Here is a 24,467-nt window from a genome sequence, read left to right as displayed (position 1 = left end):
CCGCGGCTACGCGGCGGCATCCGTGGTGGATGCGGAGGAATCCGTGCTCGACGTGGAGGTACCGTCCGCAGACGCACCGTCCGAGGAGGCCCCCGCAGCGTCGGTGGCGGTCTGCGGCTTGGCCGCTTCCTCCGCCTGCTTGCGCTCGGCCGACGTGGTGATACCCGAGACGGTCGCATCGGAGAGGCTCATGGGGAGCGAGCCGTACCAGGCCTGGTGGATGGCGTCCAGCGTGCCGTCCACCGTCATCTGGCTGAGCGCGTCGCCGATGGCCTTCACGAGCTCGGCGTTCGTGGTCTTCATCGCGAGGCCGTAGGTGGTGGTGGAATCGAAGGCCCCCGCAAAGACGATGTCGGCGTGCGCGCGGGCCAGGTAGGCACCAGCCGTGGCGTCGCAGGCGGCGTACTGGACCTCGCCCTTGGCGAGAGCGTCCAGGCAGGAGTTCACGTCGGAGTAGGTCTTCTGCTGGGCGCTGATGCCGCACTTGGCAAGCACGTCCTGCGTCTGAGATTTATCCTGCACGGCGATGGTCGCGCTCGAAAGGTCCTGGACGCTCAGGCTGCCCGGCGCGGATCCGTCGGCAGAGGCCTTGGTGAAGAGCGCCGGGGCGTCTTCCAGGTAGTTGCCCGCCACCGAGACGGTGCCCGAGGAGTCGTCCGTCGTGGCACCCAGCATAAGGTCGACCTCAGAGAGGTCGTCGGCACTCGCACCGCTCACGAACGTGACGCTCAAGCCCTGGCTCTTGGCGATGGCACGGGCCACGTCCACGGCATAGCCGGTGAGGTTACCGTTCGCATCGGTGCAGACCTGCGGCGCGTCCTCGTTGGTGTAGCCCACCGTAAGCACGCCCTTGGTCTTGATGGTCGGCGTGGTGAGCTTGACGAGGGTTTGCTCGGGGGAAACGTCCGCGCGGGACGGCGTGAGCAGCGAGCAGCCGCTCAGCGAAACGGCCAGCAACAGCGCGACCGCAAGCGCCCGGAGGCGGGCGGATGCGGAGATTGCCTTCTTCATGGTTGATCCTACCTTCCCCGGCCGGTTCTTCTCCACCGGTTTGTTCCCCCAGCTGACCTGGTCTTTGACCCCACACTTGCGCACCGGGACGTTTGCTTCTGCCGCTGCGGCGGCACCACGACTAGCCCGCTCGTCCGCAGGGGCCCTGTGCCCCCGAAGGTGTCGGACGGTGCGACTGACTTCTAGGACGCGCCATGATCGCGACGGCGCGCACGCCACCGCTTACGTGGATCCCTTTGACCGCGTCTGTCCTGGACTTGGACGAGAGCCCGCTCACGCAAGGCACGCCGTCCGCAACCACAGCCTGGAAGGAACACGGGACAGTATATAACAGCTTGAAGCTCTAGTTGAAGGTTAATGTATAGATGGGTGAATTCACTCGAAGTGCACGAATGCGCAGGTTTTGCCGGAGAACGTGCCCAGGGGTTGGTATCAGCTGCCCCAGACCCGCGCCAGGGCAAGGGCATCCACCCGCGCGGCGCCGGCAGCGAGCAGCGCGGATGCCGCGGCGTTCATCGTGGCGCCGGTGGTGATCACGTCGTCGAGCAGGAGCAGATGCTTGCCGCCCACCTCCGCCGCCACCTCGTAGCCATCGCGCCCCGCCGCCATGCGCCCTGCACGGCCAAGGGCGCGCTGATCGGCCCGACCATGCTTGATCAATGCATCTACCAGGGGTGTTCCCGAGCGCCCTGAAAACGCGCGGGCCACGTCCTCCATATGGTCGAAGCCGCGGCGGCGGAAGGCCTCGGCCGTGACGGGCACGAACGTTATGGCGTCCGCCGCCGAGAGGATGCCGCCGTACCGTTCCGGGGCCACGCGCTCGGCATGCTCGGCGGTATCGAGCAGCAGGTCGGCGATGAGCGGGGCCAGGCGGCGCTCGCCGCCGTCTTTGTACGCACGGACGATGCGCGGCACCGGGTCTTCGAAGGAAGCCGCCGCGAGTACCCGCTCGCACGCGCCGTGCTCGCCTTGGCACTCCGTGCAGAGCAGGGAGCCAAAAGGGGCGCCGCACCGCGTGCAGGATAGCCGCGGGTCGATGAGCTGGAACCGGGAGAGACAGCGATCGCAGATGAGCGCTCCCGGGCGCTCGCAGCCCGCGCAGCGCGTGGGGGACAGGGTCTCGAGGGCGAACTCCAGGGCGCCTCCCAGCACACCGTCCGCCATGTCACCCTCCCCTTCCGCAGTCCCGGCAAACAACAGGGGGCAATCCGCGCTCGGCGAATTGCCCCATCTGCGTTACGACTCGCTGCTCTCTTGGCTACCGCCGCTCTCCTGACCGCCGGCGCCCTCCTGGCCACGCTTGCGCGGGCGGCGACGGCGACGCTTCTTGGGAGCGGCGCCCTCCGCGGGCGCGCCCTCGGAAGTCGGGGCGGCTCCATTCTGGGCACCGCCGCCGTCACCGGGCCGGCGGCGCGTTACGCGCACCTCGCCCTCGGCAACCTGGTCTGCCACGGACGGCACCTCGGGCTTCTGCGACGCGCTGCGATGGCGGCGGCGGCCGCCCGTCGGCGCGGAACCGGCATCCTCGCGACCCTGCTCGCCGGCGGGAGCGCTCTTCCCCGCCTCGCGCGCCGCGGCGGCGCGGAAGGCGTCATCGCGTTCCTCGCTTGAGAGGTGACGACGGCGACGGCGCGGCTGCTGGCCCTGACCCTCACCCTCGCGCGCGGGACCCGGACGCTGCTGGCGATCGGCCACCTGCTGCTGGCCGCGCTGGGCATCCCCCGAGCCGTCCCCACCGCTCCGGCGGCGACGCTTGCGGCCCTGGCCCTCGGCAGGCGCGGCGGTGTCTTCCGGGGAAACCTTGCGCGCGCGACCGTGATTCTCGCCGCCGGCGGGCTTGCCGGCACCTGCAGCCTCCTCGCGGTTGCGCCGACGGCGCGCGCCGGGCGTGGGGCCACTCGCGGCGATGCGATCGGATTTATCGAGGCCATCGCCCACGTCCACGCCATTTTTGCGATCGAGCTCGAGCAGTGCGAGCTTGATCTCGGGCGACTCGATCTTCTCCATGATGTCGCGCGTCACGCAGTCGGGGCGGCAGTTGCAGCCCTGCTCGGAAGCGTGCTTCTTGCAATCGTCCGAGCAGCTCATATCCGCGAGGTTCACGCGGAACACCTTGCCGCCCTCCAGACGCAGCACCAGTTGCTCGCGCGGGGTGTTGTACTCCACGATGCGCGCCTTGCCAAGCGGGGTGTCGATGAGCGTCTTCTTCTTGGGCGCACGGCTCTTGAAGTCTTTGTACGCCTCGAACTCGTAGCGCAGGCAGCACATCAGGCGCCCGCACACGCCCGAGATCTTGGAGGAGTTGAGCGGCAGGTCCTGCTCCTTGGCCATGCGGATGGACACCGGCTCGAACTGGCCGCCAAAGCGCGCGCAGCACAGCTCCTGGCCGCAGGTGGCGTAGCCGCCGACCAGCCGCGTCTCGTCGCGCACGCCGATCTGGCGCATGTCCACGCGCACGTGGAAACGGTTGGAGAGGTCGCGCACGAGCTGGCGGAAGTCCACGCGCTCCTCAGCGGCAAAGTAGAAGACGGCCTTCTCGCCCCCAAAGAGGAACTCCACCCCCACGGGCTTCATCTCCAGGCCGTTCTCCTTGACCAGGCGGCGGAAATCGCTCATGGCGTCCTCGCCCTTGCGCGCCAGCTCGTCGGCGCGGTCGAGGTCGGCGTCGTCGGCGATGCGGATCACGGATTTGAGGGGGGCGGCCAAGCGGGACGCGGGAACCTCGAAGGGATCCTCGGTCACCAGCCCGATCTCGGTGCCGCGCTCGGTGTACACCACGGCGTAGTCCGCCTGCGCGATGTCGAGGCCCTCGGGGTCGAACCACAGGTCCTTGGAGGCATAGGGAAACTTGACGGGGACAACTACAGGCATAGGAGCGCCTTCCTGATATCGAGCAGCATGACCTCCAGGGCCAGCTGAGGTGTAACGTTGCGGCGAATCTGCGCCTCGGCGCGGTCAACTGCCTCGAGCGCGCGCATAGCGCCTGCGGGCGCCGTGCGAGCGGCGAGGCGATCGATGACCTCGGGAACGTCCGCGTTGGCGACGTCTTCCGACACGCCTTCCAGGCGGCACAGCACGTCGCGCAGAAGCGAACGGGCGCTCGCCAGCACTTCCATGATACCCGAACGCCTGCGCGCCGTTAGCTCGCGCTTGTTGCGATCTTCCAGCTGCTTTTTGGCATTGGCGGTGAAGTAATCGGCGTTCTGCTCGAGCACCGCCTTCTGCGCGGACTCCACGTCGGCGAGCGGGGCATCGCAGGCGATGGTGATCTCCTTGGCACGAGCGAGCACGTCCGCCTCGTCCGCCTGGGGCAGCGCGTCGATGGCACGGACCATGGCGCGGCGCGCGTCCTGGCGCAGCGGCGACTTGAGGAACTCAACAGCGCGAGCGGGACTCCCCGCCACGGCGACCCCCATGCGGCAGCGCTCGATCGGCAGGCCGGTGGCGCGTTGCGCGGACTCGGCCGCCTGCGCGGGCGGGATCATGCGGAACGGCACGCACTGGCACCGCGAGACGATGGTGGGGAGGATGGCCTCGGACGAGGTGCCGAGCAGGATGAAGGTCACGCCCCCAGGGGGCTCCTCGAGCGTCTTCAGCAGCGCGTTCGCCGTATTGGCGCGCATCCGTTCGGCCGATTCGATGATATAGACCTTGCCGCGCCCGCGAATGGGGGCGAGCGCCACGTCCGAGAGCAGCTCGCGCGTCTGCGAGATCAGGTAGCCCGTGGCCGATTCCGGCGCGTAGCAGTGAACGTCAGGGTGCGTATGGCGCGCCACGCGGATGCACGCGTCGCAGGCGCCGCAGCCGTGCACCGGCGGCTCGTCATCGCCATGGTCGCAGAGCAGCGCCTGCGCGAGCGCCCAGGCGGCGTCGAGCTTGCCGAAGCCGGGAGCGCCTAGGAAGAGATAGGCATGGCTCGTGCGACCCTGGGCGACGGCGCGGGCGAGGAAGTCGCGCACCCGCGGCTGGGTATCCAGCTGTTCCAGCAAAGAAGCCATGGCTACTCCCCCACGGTACCGGCGGGCAGGCCCGCCGCGCGCAGCACGGTGAGCACGCGGGCAAAGACCTCATCCGGGGTACCCGCGGCATCGATCAGGCGCACGCGCCCTGGTTCCGCGGCGGCGATGGTGCGAAAGCCCTCGGCCACGCGTCGCTGGTAGGCAAGCCCCTTGGCCTCCACGCGATCGGGGGAGCCGTTCCGCACGGCCGCGCGGCGAGCCGCCTCCTCAACCGGGAGCTCGAACACGAGCGTGAGGTCCGGATGGCAGCCATCGACCGCCAGCTCGTTGGCCGCGCCCACACGGGCCGGGTCGAGTCCCGCGGCATACGCCTGGTAGGCGGTGGTCGAATCGTAGAAGCGGTCGCAGACCACGGTACGGCCCGCGGCGAGCGCCGGCGCGATCACCTGATGCACCAGCTGGGCACGGGCGGCCTCATAGAGGAGCAGCTCACAGGTGTCGCCCATCTCGGCGTTGGCCGGGTCGAGCAGGATGGCGCGGATCTTCTCGGAGATGGCGACGCCGCCCGGTTCGCGGAGCGAGAGCACGTCCACGCCCGCGCGGGAGAGGGCATCGGCCAGGAGCGCCGCCTGCGTGGTCTTGCCGCAGCCGTCGATGCCTTCGAGCGTTATGAACAGAGAGGTCATGCCAAGCTCCCGGGGTCGTTTGAGTCTATCCATCATACCCCGCAGTACCCCGGCGCCCCAGAGGCACCCCGGAATTACGTAAAAGGCGGCGCACCGAAGTCATGGCCGCAGCAGCCGAGTTATGCGATAAAGGCGCGGCACTGGGACCCGACCCTCGCAGGCGGTAGAATGAGCGCATCTGAACATCGCGGAACAGGAGCCTCCCATGTCGATCACACCGCAGGAAATCGCCGAGACCCGGGGCATGGTCTCCGAGCACAACCTAGACATCCGCACCATCACCATGGGTATCTCGCTCATGGGCTGCGCGGACGAGAACCTGGACCGCATGTGTACCAAGGTGTACGACCACGTGACCAAGACCGCCGAGCACCTGGTCTCCACCGCGCAGGACCTCGAGCGCGAATACGGCATTCCCATCGTGAACAAGCGCGTGTCGGTAACGCCCGTAGCGCAGATCGCCGCCGCGTGTCCGGACGCCGACCTGGTGCCGCTCGCACACGCGCTCGACCGCGCGGCCGAGACGCTCGGCATCGATTACCTTGGCGGCTATTCCGCGCTCGTCCACAAGGGCATCGGCGACGCCGACCGCCGGCTCATGGCCTGCATCCCCGAGGCCCTGGCGACCACCAGCCGCGTGTGCTCGAGCGTGAACGTGGCGAGCCTGCGTGCCGGCATCAACATGGACGCCGTGCTGCTCACGGCCCAGCTCATCCGCCGCGCCTCAGAGCTCACGGCCGACCGCGAGTGCGTGGGAGCGAGCAAGTTCGTGGTCTTTGCCAACATGGTGGAGGACTCGCCCTTCATGGCGGGCGCCACGCACGGCTCCGGCGAGGCGGACGCCGTCATCAACGTGGGCGTTTCCGGCCCCGGTGTGATGGCCGCGGCCCTTGAGGAGCTACCCGAGGCCGCCGACATGATGGAAGTTGCCGAGCGCATCAAGCAGACCGCGTTCAAGATCACGCGCGCCGGCGAGCTCATGAGCCGCGAGGCCGCCAAGCGCTTGGGCGTGGAGAAGGGCATCGTGGACCTCTCGCTCGCCCCCACCCCGGCCGTGGGCGACTCCGTGGCGAAGATCCTCGAGATCATCGGCGTGGGCCAGTGCGGCGGCCCCGGCACCACCGCGGCGCTCGCGCTGCTGAACGACTGCGTCAAGAAGGGCGGCGTCATGGCGAGCTCCTCGGTGGGCGGGCTTTCCGGCGCGTTCATCCCCGTGTCCGAGGACGCCGGCATGATCGAGGCCGCCGAGGCGGGCGCGCTCTCCATCGAGAAGCTCGAGGCCATGACCTGCGTGTGCTCCGTGGGCCTGGACATGATCGCCGTTCCGGGCGACACCTCCGTGGAGGCCATCGCCGGCATCATCGCCGACGAGATGGCCATCGGCGTCATCAACAACAAGACCACGGCCGTGCGCATCATTCCGGCCATCGGTCGCGGCGAGGGCGATGCCGTGGAGTGGGGCGGCCTCTTTGGCAAAGCCCCCGTCATGCGGGTGAACCCCCACGCCGGCACGGTGTTCGCGCACCGCGGCGGCCGCTTCCCCGCGCCGCTCAACAGCCTGAAGAACTAGCGTACCGGGCCGGAGGGCCGGGGTATATAGTCCCGTGCTCAAACAGCTTCGCTTCGCTGCAGAACTGCGCGCGTGACTATATACCCCGGCCCTCCGGCCAAAACGTTAACTTCGCTGGCTGCGGCGCGGGGCGCGGCCGTGGCGGCGTGGTGGTTTGGAAGGAAAGGTTGAGCGCGTGGGTGACTGTGGCTGCACGGGTGACGGGCCTGTTCGGGCCACGTTGCTCGAGACGGACTGGAACGATGAGTGGAAGAAGTTGCAGCGGGCGCGGAGGTCGCCGGATTCGCCGGACTTCTGGAATGCGCGGGCTCGACATTTTCGTCCTCGTGAGACGCAGCCGTATGCGCGGGATTTCCTTAAGCTGGCGGACGTTCGGCCTGGTGAGAGCGTGCTCGACATGGGGTGCGGGGCCGGGTCGCTTGCGGTGCCGCTTACGCGGTCAGGGCATCGGGTGGTGGCAGCTGATTTCTCACAGGCGATGCTCGATGCGCTGGATGAGGCGGCTGCGTACTACGACGTTGCCGATCTGATTGAACCTGAATTGCTTGCCTGGGACGATGACTGGTTGGCGGCAGGCCTTGCTGATAAATCCGTAGATGTGGCCTTTGCAAGCCGGTCCATCGCAACCGCGGATCTGGGCGCAGCGCTTGCCAAGCTTGATCATGTTGCCCGGCGCCGCTGCTGCGTCACGCTCGTCTTCAACGCCAGCCCTCGCTACGACATGCACATCATGGACGCCATCGGGGCATCCGTCACCCAGAGCCGCGACTTCGTCTACGCCTTCAACATCTTGGTTGGCATGGGCGCCGCGCCCGAGGTTTCCTATATCGAGAGCCCCCGGCACGACACGTTCGATTCGCTCGAAGCGACCGTGGCCGACTTTGCCCGCATGCTCGAGAACGGCAACGAGCACCGCCTGCCCGAACTGCGCGCGTACCTAGCGGCCCACATGGTGGCAAACCCGCATGCCGGCGAACCCGGTCCCAAAGGCAAACCGCAGGGCCGCTACATGCTCGACCACACCCGCATCGTACGCTGGGCATTCATCGCCTGGAAGCCCGTCTAGCGGGGTCGCATGCCCTTCGCCCAGCCCTCGCGAGACTGGAAAACGGCTTTGCCGTTTTCGCAGTTCGCTGCGGAGTGCCGCTTCGGGCATACGACCCCGCAGGGAAAGACACAGTTGTTACTCGCGTAACCAGGCCATCAGTGGACGATTGAAATGGCTGAACATCACCGGAAAGATGGAGCCGAAGCCCGAACATCTTGGTAATGCTGCCCTCCGGACGTGGTGCCGATGCGGACCCCCATACCCGAAGCGACACTCCGCAGCGAACTGAGCGAACGGCGAAGCCGTTCGCCAGTCTCGCGAGGACTGAGCGTAGGGTATGGGTGTCCGCTCAGGAACGGCACCTACTCCGGCAGCACGATCGTGAAGACGGTGTGCTCCGGGGTGCTCGTGCAGCTGATTTGACCGCCGTGGGCGGCGACGATTTCCTTGGCGATGGCAAGCCCCAGGCCGGCACCGCCGTGATTGGTGGCGCGTGCGGCGTCCAGACGGTAGAACTTCTCGAAGATGAGCTTGAGCTTGGGCGCCGGAATAGGGTCGCCCTCGTTCTCGAAGCGAATCCGCACCGCGCCCGTGCCACCGTCCTCGCCGGGCACGCGCGCGGCGGACACGTTGATGGTGGAGCCCTCGTAGCTGTAGGCGATGGCGTTCTTCATCACGTTGTTGAAGACACGGGCCATCTTGTCGCCGTCCACCAGCACGCGGAGACCCGGCGCCACATCCAGATTGGCATGCTTGCCCTGCGCCGAGAGCTGCGGGTAGAACTCGTCAATCACCTGGGCGAGCATGAGGTCGAGGTCCACGTAGCCGCGCGTGAGCACGATGTCGTGGAAGTCGAAGCGCGTGATGTCAAAGAACTCCTCGATGAGCGCGTCCAGACGGTGCGCTTTGTCGAGCGCCACGCCGGTAAAGCGCACGCGCTGCTCCTCGGGCAGGTCGGGCGCTTCCTGCAGCAACGAGAGATAGCCCACCACACTGGCGAGCGGCGTCTTGAGATCGTGAGCGAGATAGGTGACCAGGTCGTCCTTGCGCCGAGCTTCGTCGCGCAGGGCCTGGGCGCTCGCGCGCTCGCGGTCGCGCACCCGGCCGAGTGCCGCCTCAACCTCAAGGTAATCGCCGTCGAGGTTGCTCCAATCGTCCGGATGATCGACCAAACGGTCCACCACGTGTCGGGCGATACGGCGGTCGGCGTCGGCCTGACCGCGGCCGTAGCCGTAGTAATACATGCTGCGACCGGCAAAGAAGGCGCCGCACACGGCGAGCGCGAGCAGGAAGCCGCAGAACATGAAGAGGTAGTCCACCGTGAGCGGGAACCGACCCAGCTGGGCCATGAGCACGTTGCCCACGAGCAGCACGATGAGCCAGGCGATGCCGCCCAGCGTGATGCAGCGGCGCACCGACACGAATCGGTCAAGCAGCAGGTAGCCAACAAAGAGCAGAATCGCGAGCATGGGCAGGTTGCGGAACCCGATCATCAGCAGGAGGAGGAGCACCAGCACCGTGGTCGAAACGATGCGGGAGTCGAGAATCGTGCGCGCGTGCTCGAGTGTAATGGCCAGATCCTCATCCGATTCGCTGAGCGGCGGCACGTAGGCGGGATGAGCGGCGGCATCGTGCGCCTCCGCCGCCTTCTTCTCATTCGGTGCGGCCGCGTGCGCCGTCCCATCGTTCGGCTGCCCGGTAATCGGGTTCACCGGCGTCCGGTGACCAGCCTTGGGTGCTTGTTCGTCGTTTGCCTGCGTCATGAAATGCCAGCTTTCTCTCTGTTTGCTGCCACGAGTATAGAAATCGGGCGAGGGTACTTCTACGAAAGAGTTACTTAGGATTGGGCCCGATGCCACTATGGCTCGTTGTTTTAGCAGCTCATAGGCATCAAACTGCGTGCTTACATACCGTACGGGCAATGATTGCGAAACCGCGGGGTCGGGTGACCTGCCCATGCAGGTGAGCACCTTTATCGACCGCTGCGGTTACCACGATGCAAACGACTGGATCGGTGGAGGCACGGGCGCAGACCTCGTGCGTATGATGGCCGCGTTCCTCGTGAACCAAGACGATGCCGAGAGAGGCGCTACGCTATGCCTCAATCGTGTAGCCGACGCCCCAGATGTTCTTGATGAAGCGAGGGTTCTGGGCGTCGTCACCGATCTTCTCGCGCAGGTGGCGGATATGCACCATGACGGTATTGTTGGAACCCGGCATGAACTCCTCGTCCCACACGGCGGAGAAGAGCTCGTCCACCGGAACGACGTGACCGCGATGCTCGGCCAGGTAGAGCAGGATGGCGTACTCGAGCGGCGTGAGGCGCACGGGGCGCTCGTCCACGGTGACGCTGCGGGCATCCCGGTTGACAACCAGGCCATCGAAGCTGATGATCGCGGCATCCTGCTCGGCCTGCTCGCGCGTGCCGTAGCTCGTATAGCGCCTGAGCTGCGCCTTTACCCGCGCCACCAGCTCGAGCGGCCGGAAGGGCTTGACCACGTAGTCGTCGGCGCCAAGTGAGAGTCCCTCGATCTTGTCACCCTGGGAATCACGCGCTGTGAGCATGATGACCGGGTAGGTATGGTCGGCGCGGATGGTGCGCAGCAGCTCGAAGCCGTCGATATCCGGGAGCATGATGTCCAGCACCGCGAGGTCGTAGTCGTTAGCGATGATCTCCTTCGCCGCCTCAGCGCCGGTGTAGCACAGCGTGACCTCAAAGCCCTCGTTGCGAAGATAGATACCCACCAGGTCAGTGATGGTCTTCTCGTCATCCACGACGAGGATATGCGGCGCGTCCATGCCCACTCCTTCCGACGCCCCCATTATGCCGGAGCACCTTGGGAGCCGCAGCAAGTTCACGTTCCATTAAGGCACATTTAAGGGGCTGGAGGGACCGGGCGGGGCGGCGAACCACCGTTCGGCCACGGCAGGCACCTTAGGCAGCAGCATCCAAGCCCGTGGCATCGGGCGTGGTGTAGAACGCCTGCACCTGGTCCTCCTCGGGTTCGCCCATCACCGCGCGCACCAAGCGGTCCACATGTACCATGAACCACTCGAACGGACTCGGCGCGGCCTGATCCTCGGCGGCAACCAGCTTGGCCGTCGCAACCCTCTTCTTGCCCTGGTACACCTTGAGCGTACCGACCTCCTGGCCCTTCGTCACGGCACCGGCAACCGCCTTGAGGTCGTCTTTCTCGCTCACCTTGCCCGCAAGGCTGAAGAGCTCCACCGTCTGGGACGAATCCCCCACCGTGACGTCGAGCTTCTTATCCGACCAATCGGAGAGCACCACGCGTGCCATGAGCGGCTCGCCCTCGGCCGTGGTACGCGCGGAGGTGGCGACGGGGTAGGCGACCACATGGTCGTAATACCAGTTCGCAAGCGCCAAGGCGTCGCTCCATCGGGCATCGTTGCTCGTGCTGCCCAGGTTGACCGCGTAGATCTCTCCGCCCTGGTCGCGCGTGTAAGCGCCGACGAAGCACTCGCCCGCTGTATCGGTGCTGCCCGTCTTGCCGCCGATGTTGCCGTTCTTCCCCAGCGTCTTGTTCGTGCGGTGCAGCTCGATCTGACGCTGCGCGCCGTCGGCGCCCGTTACGCTGATGACGTCGTTCGTATCCTCCTCGATCGCGCGGAAATCCTTGTTCTTCATGGCATACGCGAAGAGCGTTGCCACGTCGCGCGCGGTGGAGTGCAGCTCCCCGGCCCACTGGCCGTCGTCAAGCCCGTGTGGGTTGGAGTACACGGTATGCGAGAGCCCCAGCTCGGATGCCTTCTTGTTCATGGCGTCCACGAAGGTCTGGTACGGGTTAGTGCTCGAGGGGTCGATGAGCGCGCCCACGCTGGTAGCGATGGCGATGGCGGCATCGTTACCCGAGGGGACCATGAGACCCTTGAGCGCCTCGGAGAGCGGCATGGTGTCGCCCTCGGCGAGGTTCGCCGAGGACTCGCCCACCGTCGCCGCCACATGGTCAACGGTGACGGTATCCGTGAGCTTGGCGTTCTCGAGCGCCACCACGGCGGTCATGACCTTGGTGATCGAGGCGATCTTGACCTCGGCATCCGCATCGCGCTCAAAGTAGACGGTGCCATCCTGGCCGACCACGATGGCGTGGCTGCAGGTCAGGTCGGGAGCGTCAGACTCCGCGATGCCCGAATCCGAAACCGCCTGACCGCAGATGACATCCGTGCCCAGCCGCTCCGCGAGCGCCGGCGCAGGCACGGCAAGCGCCAGGGCGATTGCCGCGGCAAGGGAGACGAAGAAGCGATGCAAACGCGATGTCAACATAGACCATCCTTTGAAAGAGGGCGAAACGAAGGTGATTATAGCCGCGCGCGAAGACGCCTCCGACGGCCCGCACGGGCTCAAACAAAAGCGCAACGACGGCGCTACCCGAACATTTGAGACGCGTTCTCCCACGCCGCACGCTGGATGGCAGCCGGGTCCTCCCCAGTGCGCAGCGCGCGATCGGCCGCGAGGGCGCTCGCCGTGAAGGCAATCAGGGCAGGCTCGCACTCAATACCCCGCAGCGGCATGGGCGCCATGTAGGGGCAATCCGTCTCGAAGAGGATGCGATCGAGCGGCGTGGCGGCGAAGGCCTCACGCACGGGCTCGTTGCGGCTGAACGTCGCCGCGCCGCCGTAGGCGATGTAGCAACCCAGTTCTACGAAGCGCTCCATCGTGGGACGATTCTCGCCAAAGCAGTGGAGGACGCAGCCCGCGGCGGGCGCGCCTACGCGTCGCAGCACGTCGTAGGCGTCCGCATGCGCCGTGCGGCCATCGTCGTCTGGGTCGTTCCGCAGATGAAGTTCCACGGGCAGGTTGCGCTCCAGCGCCAGGGTGAGCTGCCGCTCCATGCAGGCGATCTGAACCTCGCGCGGGGCGGGCGCAACGTCGTCGTCCGTATCGAAATGGTAGTCGAGGCCGATCTCTCCCACGCCCGAGCAGAGCGGATCATCGAGCGCGGCAACAACCTGGGCGTGCACGGCATCCGTGTACTCCGGAGCGCCGTAAGGGTGAACGCCCGCGAGAAAGCGCAGGTTATCGAGCATTTCCTCGGGAGCGGGAGCGTCGGTGCCCAGGTCTGCGTAGGCACTGGCGGGAGCGCCCGCCAGCAGCTCGCGAGCACCCGCGATCCAGTCATCCAACTGGGCGCGGAACGTTGCCAGATCGCGTTTGTCGCCCAGCGGGTCCCACAAGGTGGTGAGCCGCCGCACGCCCACGAGCGCGGCACGGGCCAGACATGCCGCGGGATCCTTCTCCCAGAAGCACGTGAGATGCGCGTGGGTGTCGGCCAGGGGCGCCAAGGGAACGGGCGCCTCATAGCTGCGCACCTTCTTCTTGACGCGCTTCTCAAACGTCAACGACAGGGACTCGCCGTCCATACGCCTCCTTTTGCGTGACCTATCCCAGCGCCTCTGCCAGGCGCACGAAGTCCGCGGGAGCGAGTGCCTCGCCGCGCGCCGTGGGCGCGATGCCCGCTGCGGCAAAGGCCGCGTCCAGCGTCGCCTTGTCGAAGCCCGAAGCCCCCATGGAGTTGCGAATGGTCTTCCTGCGCTGGGCAAACGCCGCATCGATGACGGGGGCCACGTCCGCGGGCGCAAGCGCGCTCCCCGCCAGCGGGCCCTCGCCCGCTGCGTGCCGATCGATGCGCACCACCGCGGAATCCACGTGCGGGGCGGGCTGGAAGCACCGGGGCGGCACCTCAAAGCGACCCGTCACCTTGCCGTACAGCGCCAGCTTGGCAGTGTAGCCGCCGTACGCCTTGGTGCCGAGCACAGCCGCGATACGGTCCGCTACCTCCTTCTGCACCATCACCACCGCGGCCCGCAGGCTCGGATAGCGCTGGAAGAAGTCGAGGATGATGGTCGCCGCCACGTTGTAGGGCAGGTTGGCCACCAGCATGTCCGGCTCGTCGCCCAGGGCGTCTGCCACTCGGGCAGGCTCCACCTTGAGCGCGTCGCCCATGATGAACGAGAAGGTATCGTGGGCGAGCTCGTGCGCCCGGAGCACTGGCTCCAGCGTGGCATCCATCTCGATCGAGGCCACGCGACCCGCCTCCTGCAGAAGGGCCAGGGTGAGCGTGCCGATACCCGGCCCGACCTCGAGCACGCGGTCCTCGGGCGCAAGCGCCGCCAGCGCCATGATGCGCTCGATCACGTGGTTGTCGATCAGGAAGTTCTGGCCCAGGCGATGCTTGGTGGCGAGCCCATAGGTCTCCAGCAGGGCACGCGTGGCGGTGGGGCTTGCGAGCGGCGAGATGGTCATGCGGGCGTCCTAGCGATCCCCGGCGAGCAGCGCCTGCTCCCAGGCCTCGGGCTTGAAGCCCACGAGCACAAAGTCGTCGCCCACGATGAGCGGGCGCTTGACCAACATACCGTTCTCGGCGAGAAGCGCGCAGGCGTCTGCGTCGGACATGCCGGCGTCAAGCTGCGCCTTGATGTTGCGCTCGCGGTAGAGCATGCCGCTCGTGTTGAAGAAGCGCCTGATGGGAAGACCGCTCAGCTCATGCCAGGCAGCGAGTTCCTCGGCGGTGGGGTTCTCCTCCACGATGTGCCGGTCGGTGTAGGAAACGCCGTGCTCGTCCAGCCACGCCTTCGCGCGGCGGCAGGTGGTGCACTTGGGATATTCCAGGAATAGAACGGGTTGCATGGGAGCTCCTCTTTCTGCGCGATGGTCGGGATTGGATGCGTTGCAGCGGGCTTACGCCAACAGCCCCGCCACGCCCGCGAGCCACGCGGCGCGCTCCTCGGGCGTGGAGGCGTCCATGCCGCCGAAGTTCGCCCAGTGGCGCTCGGGAACGCCCAGCTGGGCAAAGGTACCGTCCATGAGCACGGCATCGATGGCGGGCTCCAGGTGCTCCGTGGGCTCCGCGGACGTGGTGATCACATCGACGCGCTTGATGAAGCGGTCGAGCGTGCCAGCGAGGCCCGCACCCGTGGCGTTCCAGCTGAATCCCACGAGCATGACCTTGTCGATCCAGCCCTTGAGCAGCGCGGGGATGTCGTTCCACCAGATGGGCGTCACCAGCACCAGGCGGTCGGCGCACTCGATCATGTCCTGGTAGCGCTCCACCAGCGGATCGGTGTACCCGCCCTCGTTGTAGAGCTTGAGGTCCGGGGCGTGGAGCACCGGGTCGAAGCCGTCCGCCTCGAGGTCGATGAGCTCCCAGGAAGCGCCGGCCGCGTCGAGCGCGCGGCACGCCTCCTGCAGCACGGCGTGGTTGAAGCTTCCCTCGTAGGGATGGCAGTAGACGATGAGCACGTTCTTCGAATCCGGCATGGGGGCTCCTCTCGGGGTTAGCACGCGGGCGCGGGGCAATTCGCCCTACGCGTCCGGACGCTGACGAAACCGCTTGATCTCGGAGCGGAAGCGCTTATCGCGCATCCGGCGCTCACGCTGCGCGCGGGACACCTTGGTCTTACGGCGCTTCTTAGGAGGTCGCGACCTGCGGGCCAACACCTCGTGCAGTTTGCGCAGGCAAACCTGACGGTTCTGCCACTGGCTGCGGGACTCCCGCGCGGTTACCACGATGCCCGTTGCCCGGTGCACCATGCGCACCGCGGAGTCCGTGGTGTTCACGCCCTGGCCTCCCGGCCCGGTGGCGCGAAACGCCTGAACGTCGCAGCCGCGCGCCAGCTCATCGAGCGGCAGCGCGGCATATGCGGCAAAGTCACGGTATGTCAGCTTCTCATTCTCCATGCCGACCATCGTAGCATGCGACGCGGACACGGCGATCGAACGAGAGCCCGCAGCGCTGATAGTCGGCTACTCCTCCTGCAGGCGCGGGAAGAGCGCGTCGCCCTTCTCCACCGGCTGGCCACCGGCGAGCCCGCCCCACGCGCACGCGGCGGCAAGGTCGTCCGTCCCGGCCTCGGCCTCGCAGGAGATGCGGCGCAGGGCCTCGGTGCTCGTCTGAGGCATGAACGGCATGAGCAGGTGCGCGGCGATACGGATGGCCTCGAGCAGGTTGTAGATCACGAAGGCAAGTTCATCGGCCTTGGCAGGATCCTTGGCGAGCGCCCAGGGCTCGGCGTCCTCGATGTAGTGGTTCGCGGCATGCACGAGCTCCATGACCTCGGCCGCGGCCTCGCCGTAGGCAAAGGCCCCCATCTTGGCGGCATAGCGGCCCACGATACCCTCGGCCACCTGGGCGAGCGGGTTCTCGAACGCATCGGCCGCGGCGGGCTTTGCCGGCGCGCAGCCATCGAAGTACTTGGCGCTCATGTTGAGCGAGCGGGAGATGAGGTTACCCCAGCTGTTAGCCAGGTCGGCGTTGTACACCTGATGCATGCGGCCGAAGGAGATGGCGCCATCGGTACCGGGCACCACGTCCGTCATGAAGTAGTAGCGGTAGCCCTCCACGCCCAGCAGGTCCATAACCTCGCGCGGCGCGATGGCGTTGCCGCGGCTCTTGGACATCTTCTCGCCCTTGCCGGTCTCCTCGTTCTTCACCATGAGGAAGCCGTGCGCGAAGACCTGGCCGGGCACGTCCAAGCCGGCGGCCATGAGCATGGCGGGCCAGATCACGCAGTGGAAGCGGATGATGTCCTTGCCCACGATGTGCGCCTGCGCGGGCCAGCGGCGGGCGAGCTCGGCGGCAGCCTCCTCGCCCGGCTGGCCGTAGCCCACCGCAGTGAGGTAGTTGATCAGCGCGTCGAACCACACGTAGGTGACGTGCTTCTCGTCAAACGGCAGGGGGATACCCCAGTTAAAGCTCGTGCGCGAGATGGACAGGTCCTTGAGGCCGCCCTCCACAAAGGAGATGACCTCGTTGCGGCGGATCTCCGGCTCCACGAACTCGGGATGCTCGCGGTAGAGCTTGAGCAGCGGTTCCTGGAACGCGGAGAGCTTGAAGAACCAGCTCTCCTCCTGCACGCGCTCGAGCGGACGGCCACAGTCGGGGCAGAGGTGCTGGCCCTCGGTGTGGCGCTCCTCGTCGGCGTGGTGCACCTGGGTCTCGGTGAAGTAGGTCTCCTCGGGCACGCAGTACCAGCCGTCGTAGCTGCCCTTGTAGATGTAACCGCGGTCGCGCAGGACCTCCCACAGGTGCTGGACGGCACGGGTCTGGCGCTCCTGCGTGGTGCGGATGAAGTCGTCGTTGGTGATCTCGAGCTCCGCCCAGAGGTCCTTGAAGGCGGGCACGAGGGAGTCGCACCAGGCCTGCGGCGTCATATCGTGCTGCTCGGCGGACTGAGCCACCTTCTCGCCGTGCTCGTCCAAGCCGGTGAGGAACTTGACGTCGTAGCCCATGCTGCGGCGGAAGCGCGCCTGCACGTCGGCGAGGATGGTGGAGTACGCGGTGCCCAGATGCGGCGCGGCGTTCACGTAGTAGATGGGGGTGGTGATGTAGTAGGACGGCTTGTCTGCCATGCGCGGGTCCCTCCCTGATGACGGGTATGCTCGGACAGTCCGGTATTCTAGCGCATGACGGGCAGGCTGCGGCAAGGCAACGTGGGCTGTTGCCGCGGCTTTAGGACTCCTGCAGCTCCAAGGCGAGCTCGTAGACGGTACGCTTCTTGAGGGAGTGCTTCTGCGAGAGGCGCTTGGCGATGGCCGAGACGGACTCGCCGGCGGCCAGCGCCTCGCGGATGTCCGTGCGCAGGGCCGCGTCGCGGTCTTCGGCCGAGGCAGGGGCGCCGATAGCGGCTCCGGATCCCGCGCGCCAAGCGGCCAGCTCCTCCGCAGAGGGCGGCGCCACCACGATCACGCATTCGCCGCGCAGCTCCTCGCGCGCTTGCACCTCGTCCAGCAGCGCGGGCGCGGACGCGCGCAGCACCTCCTCGTGGAGCTTCGTCAGCTCCCGGCAGAGCGCCACGTCGCGCCCAGGGAACACCTCGGCGACGGCGGCCAGCGAATCCGCGGCGCGGCGCGGGCTCTCGTAGAAGAGGAGCGCGCCGGGCACGAATGCGAGCTCGCGCAGCCGCCGCACGCGCTCACCGTGTTTGCGGGGCAGAAAACCCTCGAAGAAGAAGTGCTCGCAGGGAATGCCGCTTGCAACCAGCGCGGTCACGCACGCCACGGGGCCGGGAACCACCTCCACGGCGATCCCGGCGTCGCGTGCGGCGTCGACCAGCACCTGACCCGGATCCGAGACGCCGGGCATGCCCGCATCGGAAGCGAAGGCGAAGACCTCACCCGTCGCCATGCGGTCGACCAGCGCGCCCGCGCGGGCCGCGATCACGTTCTCGTCGCAGCGGACGAGCGGTTTGGAGATGCCCAAATGCGCGAGAAGCTTGCCCGTCACCCGCGTGTCCTCGCAAAGCACGGAATCCGCCGCGCGGAACGCCTCCGCCGCGCGCGGCGAGAGGTCGCCTAAGTTGCCGATGGGCGTGCCGACCACGTAGAGACGCCCTGCCCCTGCGGAACCGGACTGAGCCTGCACGGCGGCCTCCTTGTCTTCCCTGCTAGTCATGCGCTACGAGAGCATCGCGCGCTCGAGCGTGCCGAGCGCGGCGCGGGCATCCCACGCGGGAATGCGCTTCTCGGTCTTCCACGTCTGGAAATACCAACCGTCCACCGCGTCGAACGTGGCGAGTTGGTTCGCCACGAACACGCGCTCGTAGGCGGCGCGGCCCTCAGGCGTTACCGAGGCCCCCGCCATGACGGCGGCGCCCGACCACTCACCCACGATGACGGGGAATCCCGCGCGCTTGGCCTCCTCGATCATGCGCTTGTTGCGCATGACGGCGCTCGAGATGCCGCGAGGCGAGGTGATATCCTGCGCGGTGTCGTCGCGGTAATGGTAGAGGTGGATGTCCATGTAGACGTTCCGGTACTCGTCACCACGCATGAAGTGGCTCCACATGTCGGGATGTCCCGACGCCGAGAATACCACGGCCTTGCTCTCCGGCATGTGGGTGTGCACGAGAGCATAGGCATCGCGATAGAAGTTGCGCAGGTAGTGGGCTGGAATGCCCTCCGTGACCGTAAAGAGCCCGGTTCGATGGCGCACGATCGGGGAGTCCAACAGCTCGATACCGAAGAGGCTGTCCGCGGAACCGTAGCGCTCGGCCAGCCGTTCGAGCACGTCGAGCGCCACGCTCCGCCCGTTCGTGGAGGAGTGCCACTCCGCCGTGGACTCGGGCGTGGTGGGCGAGTCGTTGGAATCGCCCTGACTGCCCGGCACCGTGGCCAAGTTGAGCAGCACACTCATGCCGTACTTCTCGCCCCACTCCATAGCGCGGTCGATGTAGTCGATGACGGGGATGCGCGTGCCACAGTCCCCCTGGGAGCCGAATGCCCACCACGGCACCGGTACACGCACGGAATTGAGGCCAATTGAGGACATGCGACGAAAGTCGTCCTCAGTGATGAACGTCTCGTAATGCTGGCGAACGCGCTCGGTATATGCAGCGCACCCGAGCGCCGCCTGCAGCTCAGCCTCGTTGAGAGCGCCGGTAGCCGAGAAGAGCGACGGGGTCACCCAGGGCTCGGGGATGAACCAGCCGGAAAGATTGACGCCGCGGATGCGCTCGGCAGCGGGTCGCTCGGCCCGCCCCTTCTTTCCGCTCGCGCGACGGTTGCCCTTGCCAACGATCTGAGCCATGGGAGGGACCCCTTACCTCGAATGCAAAAAGCGCCCAGCGAAACCGCCGGGCGCTTACCTTGCGAAGGGTGGCCAGAAAGGGAGTCGAACCCCTGACACGAGGATTTTCAGTCCTCTGCTCTACCAACTGAGCTATCTGGCCACGTCTGTCGCGAACGACAGCTCGATAACTATAACAAACATCCGTGTGTCGTCAAGGGAGATCTTTTGAAAGTCGCTCGGAGGGGTCACGGCACCAGCTCCCATCCGCTTGCGGCTCGCGGGGGGCGGCCCGCGGACTCGGGAGAGGCTACGGCAACCCGTTCCAGCACGAGCTGAGCGTCCGGGCAAGAAAGGAAGCGCCAGGGAACCACGTGCTCGTAATGAGCGAGAACCCGGCCCTGCCCACCCACGAAGGCGATATCGAGTGCGCGTCCCATGAAGCAGGTGTGCACGGCATGACAGCGGGGAAACACCAGCACGTAGCCGTTGCCATCCGGCGCTCGCGCGGGAATCGCGCCCATGCCGACCAGCCGGGCCGCGAACCCCTCCGCCACGATGATGCGCGCCGGCCCCCAGCCCAGCGCGGTCATCGCGGTACGGGCCGCGGCGTACGCTTTCCACCCGTTCATAGCACCACCCCCGGCCTCCACGGGTCGATCGTCACCGCGCGCTCGTGCCGAAGACGCGCCGGTGCGCCCATCTCTACGCCCGCTACTGAAAAGCCGGAGGGCCAGGGCCGGTAGCTCATGGTGCAGGTGTAGGTCCTGAGCGCGCCCGCCAACGCGAGCAGGCTGTCATCGTTTGCGCCGCCCTCGCCCTCCGATACGCCAACCTCGATTTCGAGCTCGTAGCCGGCCATCGCCTCCTCGAGCCGTTCGCGCACCTCGGCCGCGTCACCGGCGCTGCCTTCTTCCCCCTCGCCCGATGGCGCCACGCCGCAGGCGAGAACGATATCGGGAGCCGCACGGTCGAAGCGCGCGGTCGCCGCCACGAAGACCATGAGGTTGTAGACGATGAGCGCGAGCACGATGAGCACCGGCGCCACGACAGCCATCTCGACCGTGGCCTGGGCGCGCTCATCGCGGCACGCCGCAGCAATCTGGCGGCATGCAGGCCCGCCTGACATCCGGCGCATTATGAGCCCCCTTCTCGCGCTCCTACGAGGTCGCGCAGGCGCACCTTGAGCGGAATCGACCCTCCACCGGGAAGCGGAATCTCCGCGATGGTGAACTCCGTTTCTGCTAAGCGCTCCCCCACCTCGTAGCCGAGAGCCTGTAGCAGCGCCTCAGGATCCATGGTCTCGACCGACAGGCTGCGCAACGCCCCCTGCGCATCCGCAAGAACGGTCATACCAGCGGCGGAAATCACGTTACTGCTATCCGTGAGCACCGGTTTTCTGCTGCTCAGATCCACCGGCTCGAACCCCACGGCCGCAAGGGAGCCGCGCACCCGCTCGCCCAGCCAGGTTGCCACGGGCCCGGCCCCAAGGGAGGTCAGCCCTCCGAGCAATCCGTCCATGACCTCATCGAGCCGGGATGCCACGTCTCCGTATCCCATGAGCAGGTCACCCCAGAGATCCATGGCATTGCCGACGATGCCCACCACCGTGGAGTCGCCCGTGCGCTCCTTCAGCCCCGAGAAGAAACGCGACAGCACGTTGTTCTCCCGCGTGGCGGCATCCGACGCGAGGGTCGCGGCCGAGATGGCGCCACGCCGATCCAGCTTCACGCCCGCGCTGAAACTGTTCTCGAGCTCTTCCGGCGTGGATGCCTCACCGGAGACGACGAGCGCCACGCACCCGTAGCGACCGGGCGGGGCGATGCGCGGCCGCTTGGCCGCGAGCACCGACAGCGCTTCCTCGAAGGCGTCACCCGCACGCTCCGCCCCTCCCCGAGCCTGACGCTCCAGCTCAAGTTCGCGGTTTCGCGCGGATTCGTAATCCTTCAACGCCTCCGTGAACTCGCGCAGATGGTATTCGAATCCGTTGTCGATACTCGTGGAGGCGGCGGGGACCTTCCCCACATCGCCCACGCCGAAGCGGCACACCGAGCACTCGCGCACAGAGCCGGCGTCGAGTGCGGAAAGCGAGACGATGGGCCCCGCCGCCCCCGTGGCACCGGGACAAGAGGCGTCAAAATGCAGCGTAATCCCCTCAGACTCCGTGCTCGTAGGCCACGCGACCTCGGTATAGAGCTCCGTCCCCTTCACCTCTCCGGTGTTTTTAGGGAGCAAGGGCACCTTGCACACGAGCATGCCATCGCGCTCCACCACGCTCGCGCTCTCGAGCGTTCGCGTGGCGTACCGATAGAAGGCATGGCGCGCCGCCGCATCCGCCCGCGCCTCCACGCCGGCGCCTTCCGTCCGATCGTTATCGCGCCGCCAGCGGTAGTACGCGCAAGCCCGATCAAGCGCTACCTGGGGCTCCCAGGTCAGGCTCGAGGCGTAATCAGGATTCTCAACCGCCGAGATGCCCGAGAGCCGCGCGGCACGCTCCTGCATGTTCATGCCGGCGCGTCCGCAATCGGCCAACCAGGCGCGCTCCTTGACTGCCGCCGTCTCCTCGCGCGCCCGTGCAAGATCTGCAGCCACCTCCCCAAGCTCGTCCGCTCGCCGCTCCAACCCCTCCGTGGGCACGGCGGGTCCGTCGATGGCGGGGAATTCCGACGCCGACTCCCAGGGGGCGGCGATGGCCGTGCCCGTGTACGAGACCATCCCCGCGCCCTGTGCCGCGCAGGTGCGCGACGCGTTGGCGGCGATGAGGTAGGGCAGGGACTCCTCGAGTCGCTTAAGCCCGCGTGATGCGGAGGCGGCGAACTTGTTCCGCGTCTCCAGAATCCGAAGGCCCGCATCCACCGCCTCCGCAGCCGCGGCGCTCGCACCGGGCACCAGCAAGCCGACCAAGCCCGCCCCCGTCACGGTGAACCCCGTGAGCCCGAGGCTGAGAATCCCCGCATCCACCACCGTTGCCGCGGTGTGGTACGAGGAGACCACGTTGGCGCCCGCAAGCGATGTGGCATCCGCCGCCACCTGTGCGTCACCCGCCCGCGCCATGGTCCATGCGGCGGTGGTCGCCGAGAAGGCGAGCGCCAGGACCACGAGCATGGACACGGCGGAAGCGAGCGAGGTGTAGGCCCCGTCTTCCCGAAACAGGTCCAAGGCGCAACGGGCCCTTGGCACCCTGTTGTGCCTTTCAACCATCCCAGGCGGCGATCCAGGCATCGTAGCCTCCTTCCAGCCAGTCGGGTCGGGCGCGGTACGACACATCAACCGAAAGCTCCACGTCACCTTGGGCATTCGTCGCCCCGAACACAGGGGCGAACGCCCCCAGCACGGGCAAGGGGCGGACGTATCCCCGCACGGAAACGCGAACCGCTCCCGCCGCATCCCCCTCGCCCGCACGCGTGAACTCGACATCCCAGGACAGCGGGCCCCCGGCGTGGAAGATGGCGACGTTCGGCACCGCAGCGAGCTGGCGCACCACGAACGCCCGACACGACTCGTCCGAGACGTTCTCGCCCGTGACCATGAGCCGCGCCCCGCTCGCCGCCGCGGCCTCCATGATCGCGCGCGTGTAGAGCAGACACACGGGCTGGAGCGCGAGCAGGAGCAGCACAAGCAAGCAGGGAAGCAGCAACGCGGCCTCCACCGTGGACTGCGCTCGCTGCTCGGCCCAGAGCCGTTGAGGTCCGCAACCGGCTCTAGAACAGAGCGAAGTCCAGCGGACCCGTGCCGCCGAGCGATCGCGGCGCCGCCCGTTCCGCCAGGGCGCCGAGGGTCCCGACCTCTCCTGCATGCCACAGGGCGCCAAGCGCGAGCACCATCGCCAGAAACGCCGAAAACACGAGCGCGTACTCGAGCGTCCCCTGCGCCCGCTCTTCGCGAACCAGCTTCTCCATTCCATGTAGAACCCCGCTTCCGCTCATCCGTCCTCCCCTCCGGCCCTCATCCGCGCCACGCGCACCTCGCTGCAGGCGTCGTCCACTTGGGCGGACACCGTCACCACGTCCACCCAGGAGGCGTTGTCGGAGAGGAGCGCGCCCCAGGCGTTTCCATGTAGGTCCAGGTAGCCGGCTGCCTCGAGCGATACTCCCGGCACGTCGCGATAGCGCTCGAGCACGCCCGTAGCGGCGTCTACCAGGCCGGATTGCTCCGTCCACGTCACGGCGTCCACCGAGCTCGCACCTCCATGCCGCGCGTCCTCGTCGAGGTCTTCTAGAAACGAAGAGCAGCTCGATGACCGTGCCTCCGCTTCCCGCGCGTCGCGCGCAGCCTCAGCTACCCGATCGTCGGCCCCGACCTCGCTCAAACCCCACTCTTGCGCGGCATCGGGGGCCGAAACGACACCGCTTCCCTCCGATACCCGTTCCCCCAGCTGCGATTGACTGATATAATCAACCATCCATAGTAGGACTACGAGCGCTATCATGAAGAGCACGACTGGTACGCCGCAGAGAACTATTCGCCTCAAACGACCCATCTCTACAGGCTATTAATGCCGTTAGCGATATCGTTCCAGAGCGAGCTCACACGATCACGGAAGGCCACAATGGCTACGATAGCCAAAACTACTAGCACCCCAACTAAGATTGCATACTCTGTCGTTCCCTGCGCCTGCTCCTCGCGCAGCAGCCCGCGCGCCCCGCGCATGGACTCCAGAACCTGGTT

The 24,467-nt window shown here is 67.0% G+C and carries 25 protein-coding genes and 1 tRNA gene; 2 read left to right on the top strand and 24 right to left on the bottom strand.

Annotation, left to right across the window (positions count from 1 at the left end):
- Positions 1-6: 6 nt before the first annotated feature.
- The 5 genes from GDJ97_RS05180 to tmk all read right to left on the bottom strand — a co-directional run bounded on the left by GDJ97_RS05180 (position 7) and on the right by tmk (position 5,656).
- Positions 7-1,011, bottom strand: coding sequence for an ABC transporter substrate-binding protein (locus GDJ97_RS05180; RefSeq protein ID WP_152070208.1), 1,005 nt, complete (start codon positions 1,009-1,011; stop codon positions 7-9).
- A gap of 432 nt (positions 1,012-1,443) precedes the next feature.
- Positions 1,444-2,175 carry a ComF family protein gene (locus GDJ97_RS05175; RefSeq protein WP_152070207.1) on the bottom strand — a complete coding sequence of 244 codons (732 nt, stop codon included), beginning with the start codon at positions 2,173-2,175 and terminating at the stop codon, positions 1,444-1,446.
- Between the two features lie 72 nt (positions 2,176-2,247).
- On the bottom strand, positions 2,248-3,882 hold the full coding sequence (locus GDJ97_RS05170) for a regulatory iron-sulfur-containing complex subunit RicT (protein ID WP_152070205.1): 1,635 nt from the start codon (positions 3,880-3,882) through the stop codon (positions 2,248-2,250).
- The gene (locus tag GDJ97_RS05165; protein ID WP_152070203.1) at positions 3,873-5,009 is read right to left on the bottom strand and encodes an ATP-binding protein; all 1,137 of its coding nucleotides are present in this window, start codon (positions 5,007-5,009) and stop codon (positions 3,873-3,875) included. Before GDJ97_RS05165 ends, GDJ97_RS05170 begins: the two co-directional genes overlap by 10 nt.
- Positions 5,010-5,011: 2 nt before the next feature.
- Positions 5,012-5,656: a dTMP kinase gene (gene tmk / locus GDJ97_RS05160; protein ID WP_152070201.1), complete on the bottom strand. Its 645-nt coding sequence runs from the start codon at positions 5,654-5,656 to the stop codon at positions 5,012-5,014.
- 205 nt (positions 5,657-5,861) lie between these two features.
- Here tmk and GDJ97_RS05155 point away from each other — a divergent pair, with 205 nt between their 5' ends.
- On the top strand, positions 5,862-7,226 hold the full coding sequence (locus tag GDJ97_RS05155; protein WP_152070199.1) for a PFL family protein: 1,365 nt from the start codon (positions 5,862-5,864) through the stop codon (positions 7,224-7,226).
- A 397-nt stretch (positions 7,227-7,623) separates the two neighbouring features.
- Positions 7,624-8,292: a methyltransferase domain-containing protein gene (locus GDJ97_RS05150; RefSeq protein WP_226808860.1), complete on the top strand. Its 669-nt coding sequence runs from the start codon at positions 7,624-7,626 to the stop codon at positions 8,290-8,292.
- 344 nt (positions 8,293-8,636) lie between these two features.
- Here GDJ97_RS05150 and GDJ97_RS05145 read toward each other — a convergent pair whose 3' ends face one another.
- The 19 genes from GDJ97_RS05145 to GDJ97_RS05060 all read right to left on the bottom strand — a co-directional run bounded on the left by GDJ97_RS05145 (position 8,637) and on the right by GDJ97_RS05060 (position 24,449).
- A complete protein-coding gene (locus tag GDJ97_RS05145; protein ID WP_152070197.1) occupies positions 8,637-10,037 on the bottom strand; it encodes a cell wall metabolism sensor histidine kinase WalK in 1,401 nt (466 codons plus the stop codon).
- Positions 10,038-10,368: 331 nt separating this feature from the next.
- A complete protein-coding gene (locus GDJ97_RS05140; protein ID WP_152070195.1) occupies positions 10,369-11,073 on the bottom strand; it encodes a response regulator transcription factor in 705 nt (234 codons plus the stop codon).
- 136 nt (positions 11,074-11,209) lie between these two features.
- Complete coding sequence (locus GDJ97_RS05135) at positions 11,210-12,559, bottom strand: D-alanyl-D-alanine carboxypeptidase family protein (RefSeq protein WP_152070193.1); 1,350 nt, start codon at positions 12,557-12,559, stop codon at positions 11,210-11,212.
- 101 nt (positions 12,560-12,660) lie between these two features.
- A complete protein-coding gene (locus GDJ97_RS05130) occupies positions 12,661-13,656 on the bottom strand; it encodes a TatD family hydrolase (protein WP_152070192.1) in 996 nt (331 codons plus the stop codon).
- 19 nt (positions 13,657-13,675) lie between these two features.
- A complete protein-coding gene (gene rsmA / locus GDJ97_RS05125) occupies positions 13,676-14,539 on the bottom strand; it encodes a 16S rRNA (adenine(1518)-N(6)/adenine(1519)-N(6))-dimethyltransferase RsmA (RefSeq protein ID WP_152070190.1) in 864 nt (287 codons plus the stop codon).
- Between the two features lie 9 nt (positions 14,540-14,548).
- Positions 14,549-14,923, bottom strand: a complete 375-nt coding sequence (locus GDJ97_RS05120; RefSeq protein WP_152070187.1) for an arsenate reductase family protein — start codon at positions 14,921-14,923, stop codon at positions 14,549-14,551.
- A gap of 51 nt (positions 14,924-14,974) precedes the next feature.
- A complete protein-coding gene (locus GDJ97_RS05115) occupies positions 14,975-15,553 on the bottom strand; it encodes an NAD(P)H-dependent oxidoreductase (protein ID WP_152070185.1) in 579 nt (192 codons plus the stop codon).
- Positions 15,554-15,598: 45 nt separating this feature from the next.
- Positions 15,599-15,973, bottom strand: coding sequence for a peptide chain release factor-like protein (locus GDJ97_RS05110; protein ID WP_152070183.1), 375 nt, complete (start codon positions 15,971-15,973; stop codon positions 15,599-15,601).
- Between the two features lie 66 nt (positions 15,974-16,039).
- The gene (gene metG, locus GDJ97_RS05105) at positions 16,040-17,644 is read right to left on the bottom strand and encodes a methionine--tRNA ligase (protein WP_152070182.1); all 1,605 of its coding nucleotides are present in this window, start codon (positions 17,642-17,644) and stop codon (positions 16,040-16,042) included.
- A gap of 100 nt (positions 17,645-17,744) precedes the next feature.
- A complete protein-coding gene (rsmI, locus tag GDJ97_RS05100) occupies positions 17,745-18,686 on the bottom strand; it encodes a 16S rRNA (cytidine(1402)-2'-O)-methyltransferase (protein ID WP_152070179.1) in 942 nt (313 codons plus the stop codon).
- Positions 18,687-18,689: 3 nt separating this feature from the next.
- Positions 18,690-19,820: a glycoside hydrolase family 5 protein gene (locus GDJ97_RS05095; RefSeq protein ID WP_152070177.1), complete on the bottom strand. Its 1,131-nt coding sequence runs from the start codon at positions 19,818-19,820 to the stop codon at positions 18,690-18,692.
- 69 nt (positions 19,821-19,889) lie between these two features.
- A tRNA-Phe gene (locus tag GDJ97_RS05090) sits at positions 19,890-19,962 on the bottom strand.
- A gap of 85 nt (positions 19,963-20,047) precedes the next feature.
- Entirely contained in the window at positions 20,048-20,431 is a 384-nt protein-coding gene (locus GDJ97_RS05085) for a DUF192 domain-containing protein (RefSeq protein ID WP_152070175.1), read from the bottom strand.
- Positions 20,428-20,937, bottom strand: a complete 510-nt coding sequence (locus GDJ97_RS05080; protein ID WP_226808837.1) for a TadE/TadG family type IV pilus assembly protein — start codon at positions 20,935-20,937, stop codon at positions 20,428-20,430. The genes GDJ97_RS05085 and GDJ97_RS05080 overlap by 4 nt, the downstream gene beginning before the upstream one ends.
- Positions 20,937-22,958: a hypothetical protein gene (locus tag GDJ97_RS05075; protein WP_226808836.1), complete on the bottom strand. Its 2,022-nt coding sequence runs from the start codon at positions 22,956-22,958 to the stop codon at positions 20,937-20,939. Before GDJ97_RS05075 ends, GDJ97_RS05080 begins: the two co-directional genes overlap by 1 nt.
- 34 nt (positions 22,959-22,992) lie before the next feature.
- Entirely contained in the window at positions 22,993-23,595 is a 603-nt protein-coding gene (locus tag GDJ97_RS05070) for a TadE/TadG family type IV pilus assembly protein (protein WP_152070173.1), read from the bottom strand.
- Positions 23,501-23,698 (bottom strand): hypothetical protein, encoded by a 198-nt coding sequence (locus GDJ97_RS09350; protein WP_193221327.1) that lies wholly within the window; start codon positions 23,696-23,698, stop codon positions 23,501-23,503. Before GDJ97_RS09350 ends, GDJ97_RS05070 begins: the two co-directional genes overlap by 95 nt.
- Before the next feature lie 23 nt (positions 23,699-23,721).
- Positions 23,722-24,108, bottom strand: a complete 387-nt coding sequence (locus GDJ97_RS05065) for a hypothetical protein (RefSeq protein WP_152070171.1) — start codon at positions 24,106-24,108, stop codon at positions 23,722-23,724.
- A gap of 173 nt (positions 24,109-24,281) precedes the next feature.
- On the bottom strand, positions 24,282-24,449 hold the full coding sequence (locus GDJ97_RS05060; RefSeq protein ID WP_373422664.1) for a Flp family type IVb pilin: 168 nt from the start codon (positions 24,447-24,449) through the stop codon (positions 24,282-24,284).
- Positions 24,450-24,467: the final 18 nt, after the last annotated feature.

The sequence above is a fragment of the Collinsella sp. AK_207A genome (assembly GCF_902501965.1).
Lineage (GTDB): Bacteria > Actinomycetota > Coriobacteriia > Coriobacteriales > Coriobacteriaceae > Collinsella.
This window is presented reverse-complemented; position numbering and strand designations above follow the sequence as displayed.

What these genes read in the sequence shown, in the direction of transcription:
- rsmI (WP_152070179.1), bottom strand. Translation starts at nt 18,686, where the DNA reads ATGACTAGCAGGGAAGACAAGGAGGCCGCCGTGCAGGCTCAGTCCGGT.
- GDJ97_RS05115 (WP_152070185.1), bottom strand. Translation starts at nt 15,553, where the DNA reads ATGCCGGATTCGAAGAACGTGCTCATCGTCTACTGCCATCCCTACGAG.
- metG (WP_152070182.1), bottom strand. Translation starts at nt 17,644, where the DNA reads ATGGCAGACAAGCCGTCCTACTACATCACCACCCCCATCTACTACGTG.
- GDJ97_RS05155 (WP_152070199.1), top strand. Translation starts at nt 5,862, where the DNA reads ATGTCGATCACACCGCAGGAAATCGCCGAGACCCGGGGCATGGTCTCC.
- GDJ97_RS05145 (WP_152070197.1), bottom strand. Translation starts at nt 10,037, where the DNA reads ATGACGCAGGCAAACGACGAACAAGCACCCAAGGCTGGTCACCGGACG.
- GDJ97_RS05110 (WP_152070183.1), bottom strand. Translation starts at nt 15,973, where the DNA reads ATGGAGAATGAGAAGCTGACATACCGTGACTTTGCCGCATATGCCGCG.
- GDJ97_RS05120 (WP_152070187.1), bottom strand. Translation starts at nt 14,923, where the DNA reads ATGCAACCCGTTCTATTCCTGGAATATCCCAAGTGCACCACCTGCCGC.
- GDJ97_RS05165 (WP_152070203.1), bottom strand. Translation starts at nt 5,009, where the DNA reads ATGGCTTCTTTGCTGGAACAGCTGGATACCCAGCCGCGGGTGCGCGAC.
- GDJ97_RS05130 (WP_152070192.1), bottom strand. Translation starts at nt 13,656, where the DNA reads ATGGACGGCGAGTCCCTGTCGTTGACGTTTGAGAAGCGCGTCAAGAAG.
- GDJ97_RS05175 (WP_152070207.1), bottom strand. Translation starts at nt 2,175, where the DNA reads ATGGCGGACGGTGTGCTGGGAGGCGCCCTGGAGTTCGCCCTCGAGACC.
- GDJ97_RS05140 (WP_152070195.1), bottom strand. Translation starts at nt 11,073, where the DNA reads ATGGACGCGCCGCATATCCTCGTCGTGGATGACGAGAAGACCATCACT.
- GDJ97_RS05135 (WP_152070193.1), bottom strand. Translation starts at nt 12,559, where the DNA reads ATGTTGACATCGCGTTTGCATCGCTTCTTCGTCTCCCTTGCCGCGGCA.
- tmk (WP_152070201.1), bottom strand. Translation starts at nt 5,656, where the DNA reads ATGACCTCTCTGTTCATAACGCTCGAAGGCATCGACGGCTGCGGCAAG.
- GDJ97_RS05070 (WP_152070173.1), bottom strand. Translation starts at nt 23,595, where the DNA reads ATGCAGGAGAGGTCGGGACCCTCGGCGCCCTGGCGGAACGGGCGGCGC.
- GDJ97_RS05150 (WP_226808860.1), top strand. Translation starts at nt 7,624, where the DNA reads ATGGGGTGCGGGGCCGGGTCGCTTGCGGTGCCGCTTACGCGGTCAGGG.
- rsmA (WP_152070190.1), bottom strand. Translation starts at nt 14,539, where the DNA reads ATGACCATCTCGCCGCTCGCAAGCCCCACCGCCACGCGTGCCCTGCTG.
- GDJ97_RS05095 (WP_152070177.1), bottom strand. Translation starts at nt 19,820, where the DNA reads ATGGCTCAGATCGTTGGCAAGGGCAACCGTCGCGCGAGCGGAAAGAAG.
- GDJ97_RS05180 (WP_152070208.1), bottom strand. Translation starts at nt 1,011, where the DNA reads ATGAAGAAGGCAATCTCCGCATCCGCCCGCCTCCGGGCGCTTGCGGTC.
- GDJ97_RS05060 (WP_373422664.1), bottom strand. Translation starts at nt 24,449, where the DNA reads ATGCGCGGGGCGCGCGGGCTGCTGCGCGAGGAGCAGGCGCAGGGAACG.
- GDJ97_RS05085 (WP_152070175.1), bottom strand. Translation starts at nt 20,431, where the DNA reads ATGAACGGGTGGAAAGCGTACGCCGCGGCCCGTACCGCGATGACCGCG.
- GDJ97_RS05080 (WP_226808837.1), bottom strand. Translation starts at nt 20,937, where the DNA reads ATGCGCCGGATGTCAGGCGGGCCTGCATGCCGCCAGATTGCTGCGGCG.
- GDJ97_RS05170 (WP_152070205.1), bottom strand. Translation starts at nt 3,882, where the DNA reads ATGCCTGTAGTTGTCCCCGTCAAGTTTCCCTATGCCTCCAAGGACCTG.
- GDJ97_RS09350 (WP_193221327.1), bottom strand. Translation starts at nt 23,698, where the DNA reads ATGGAGAAGCTGGTTCGCGAAGAGCGGGCGCAGGGGACGCTCGAGTAC.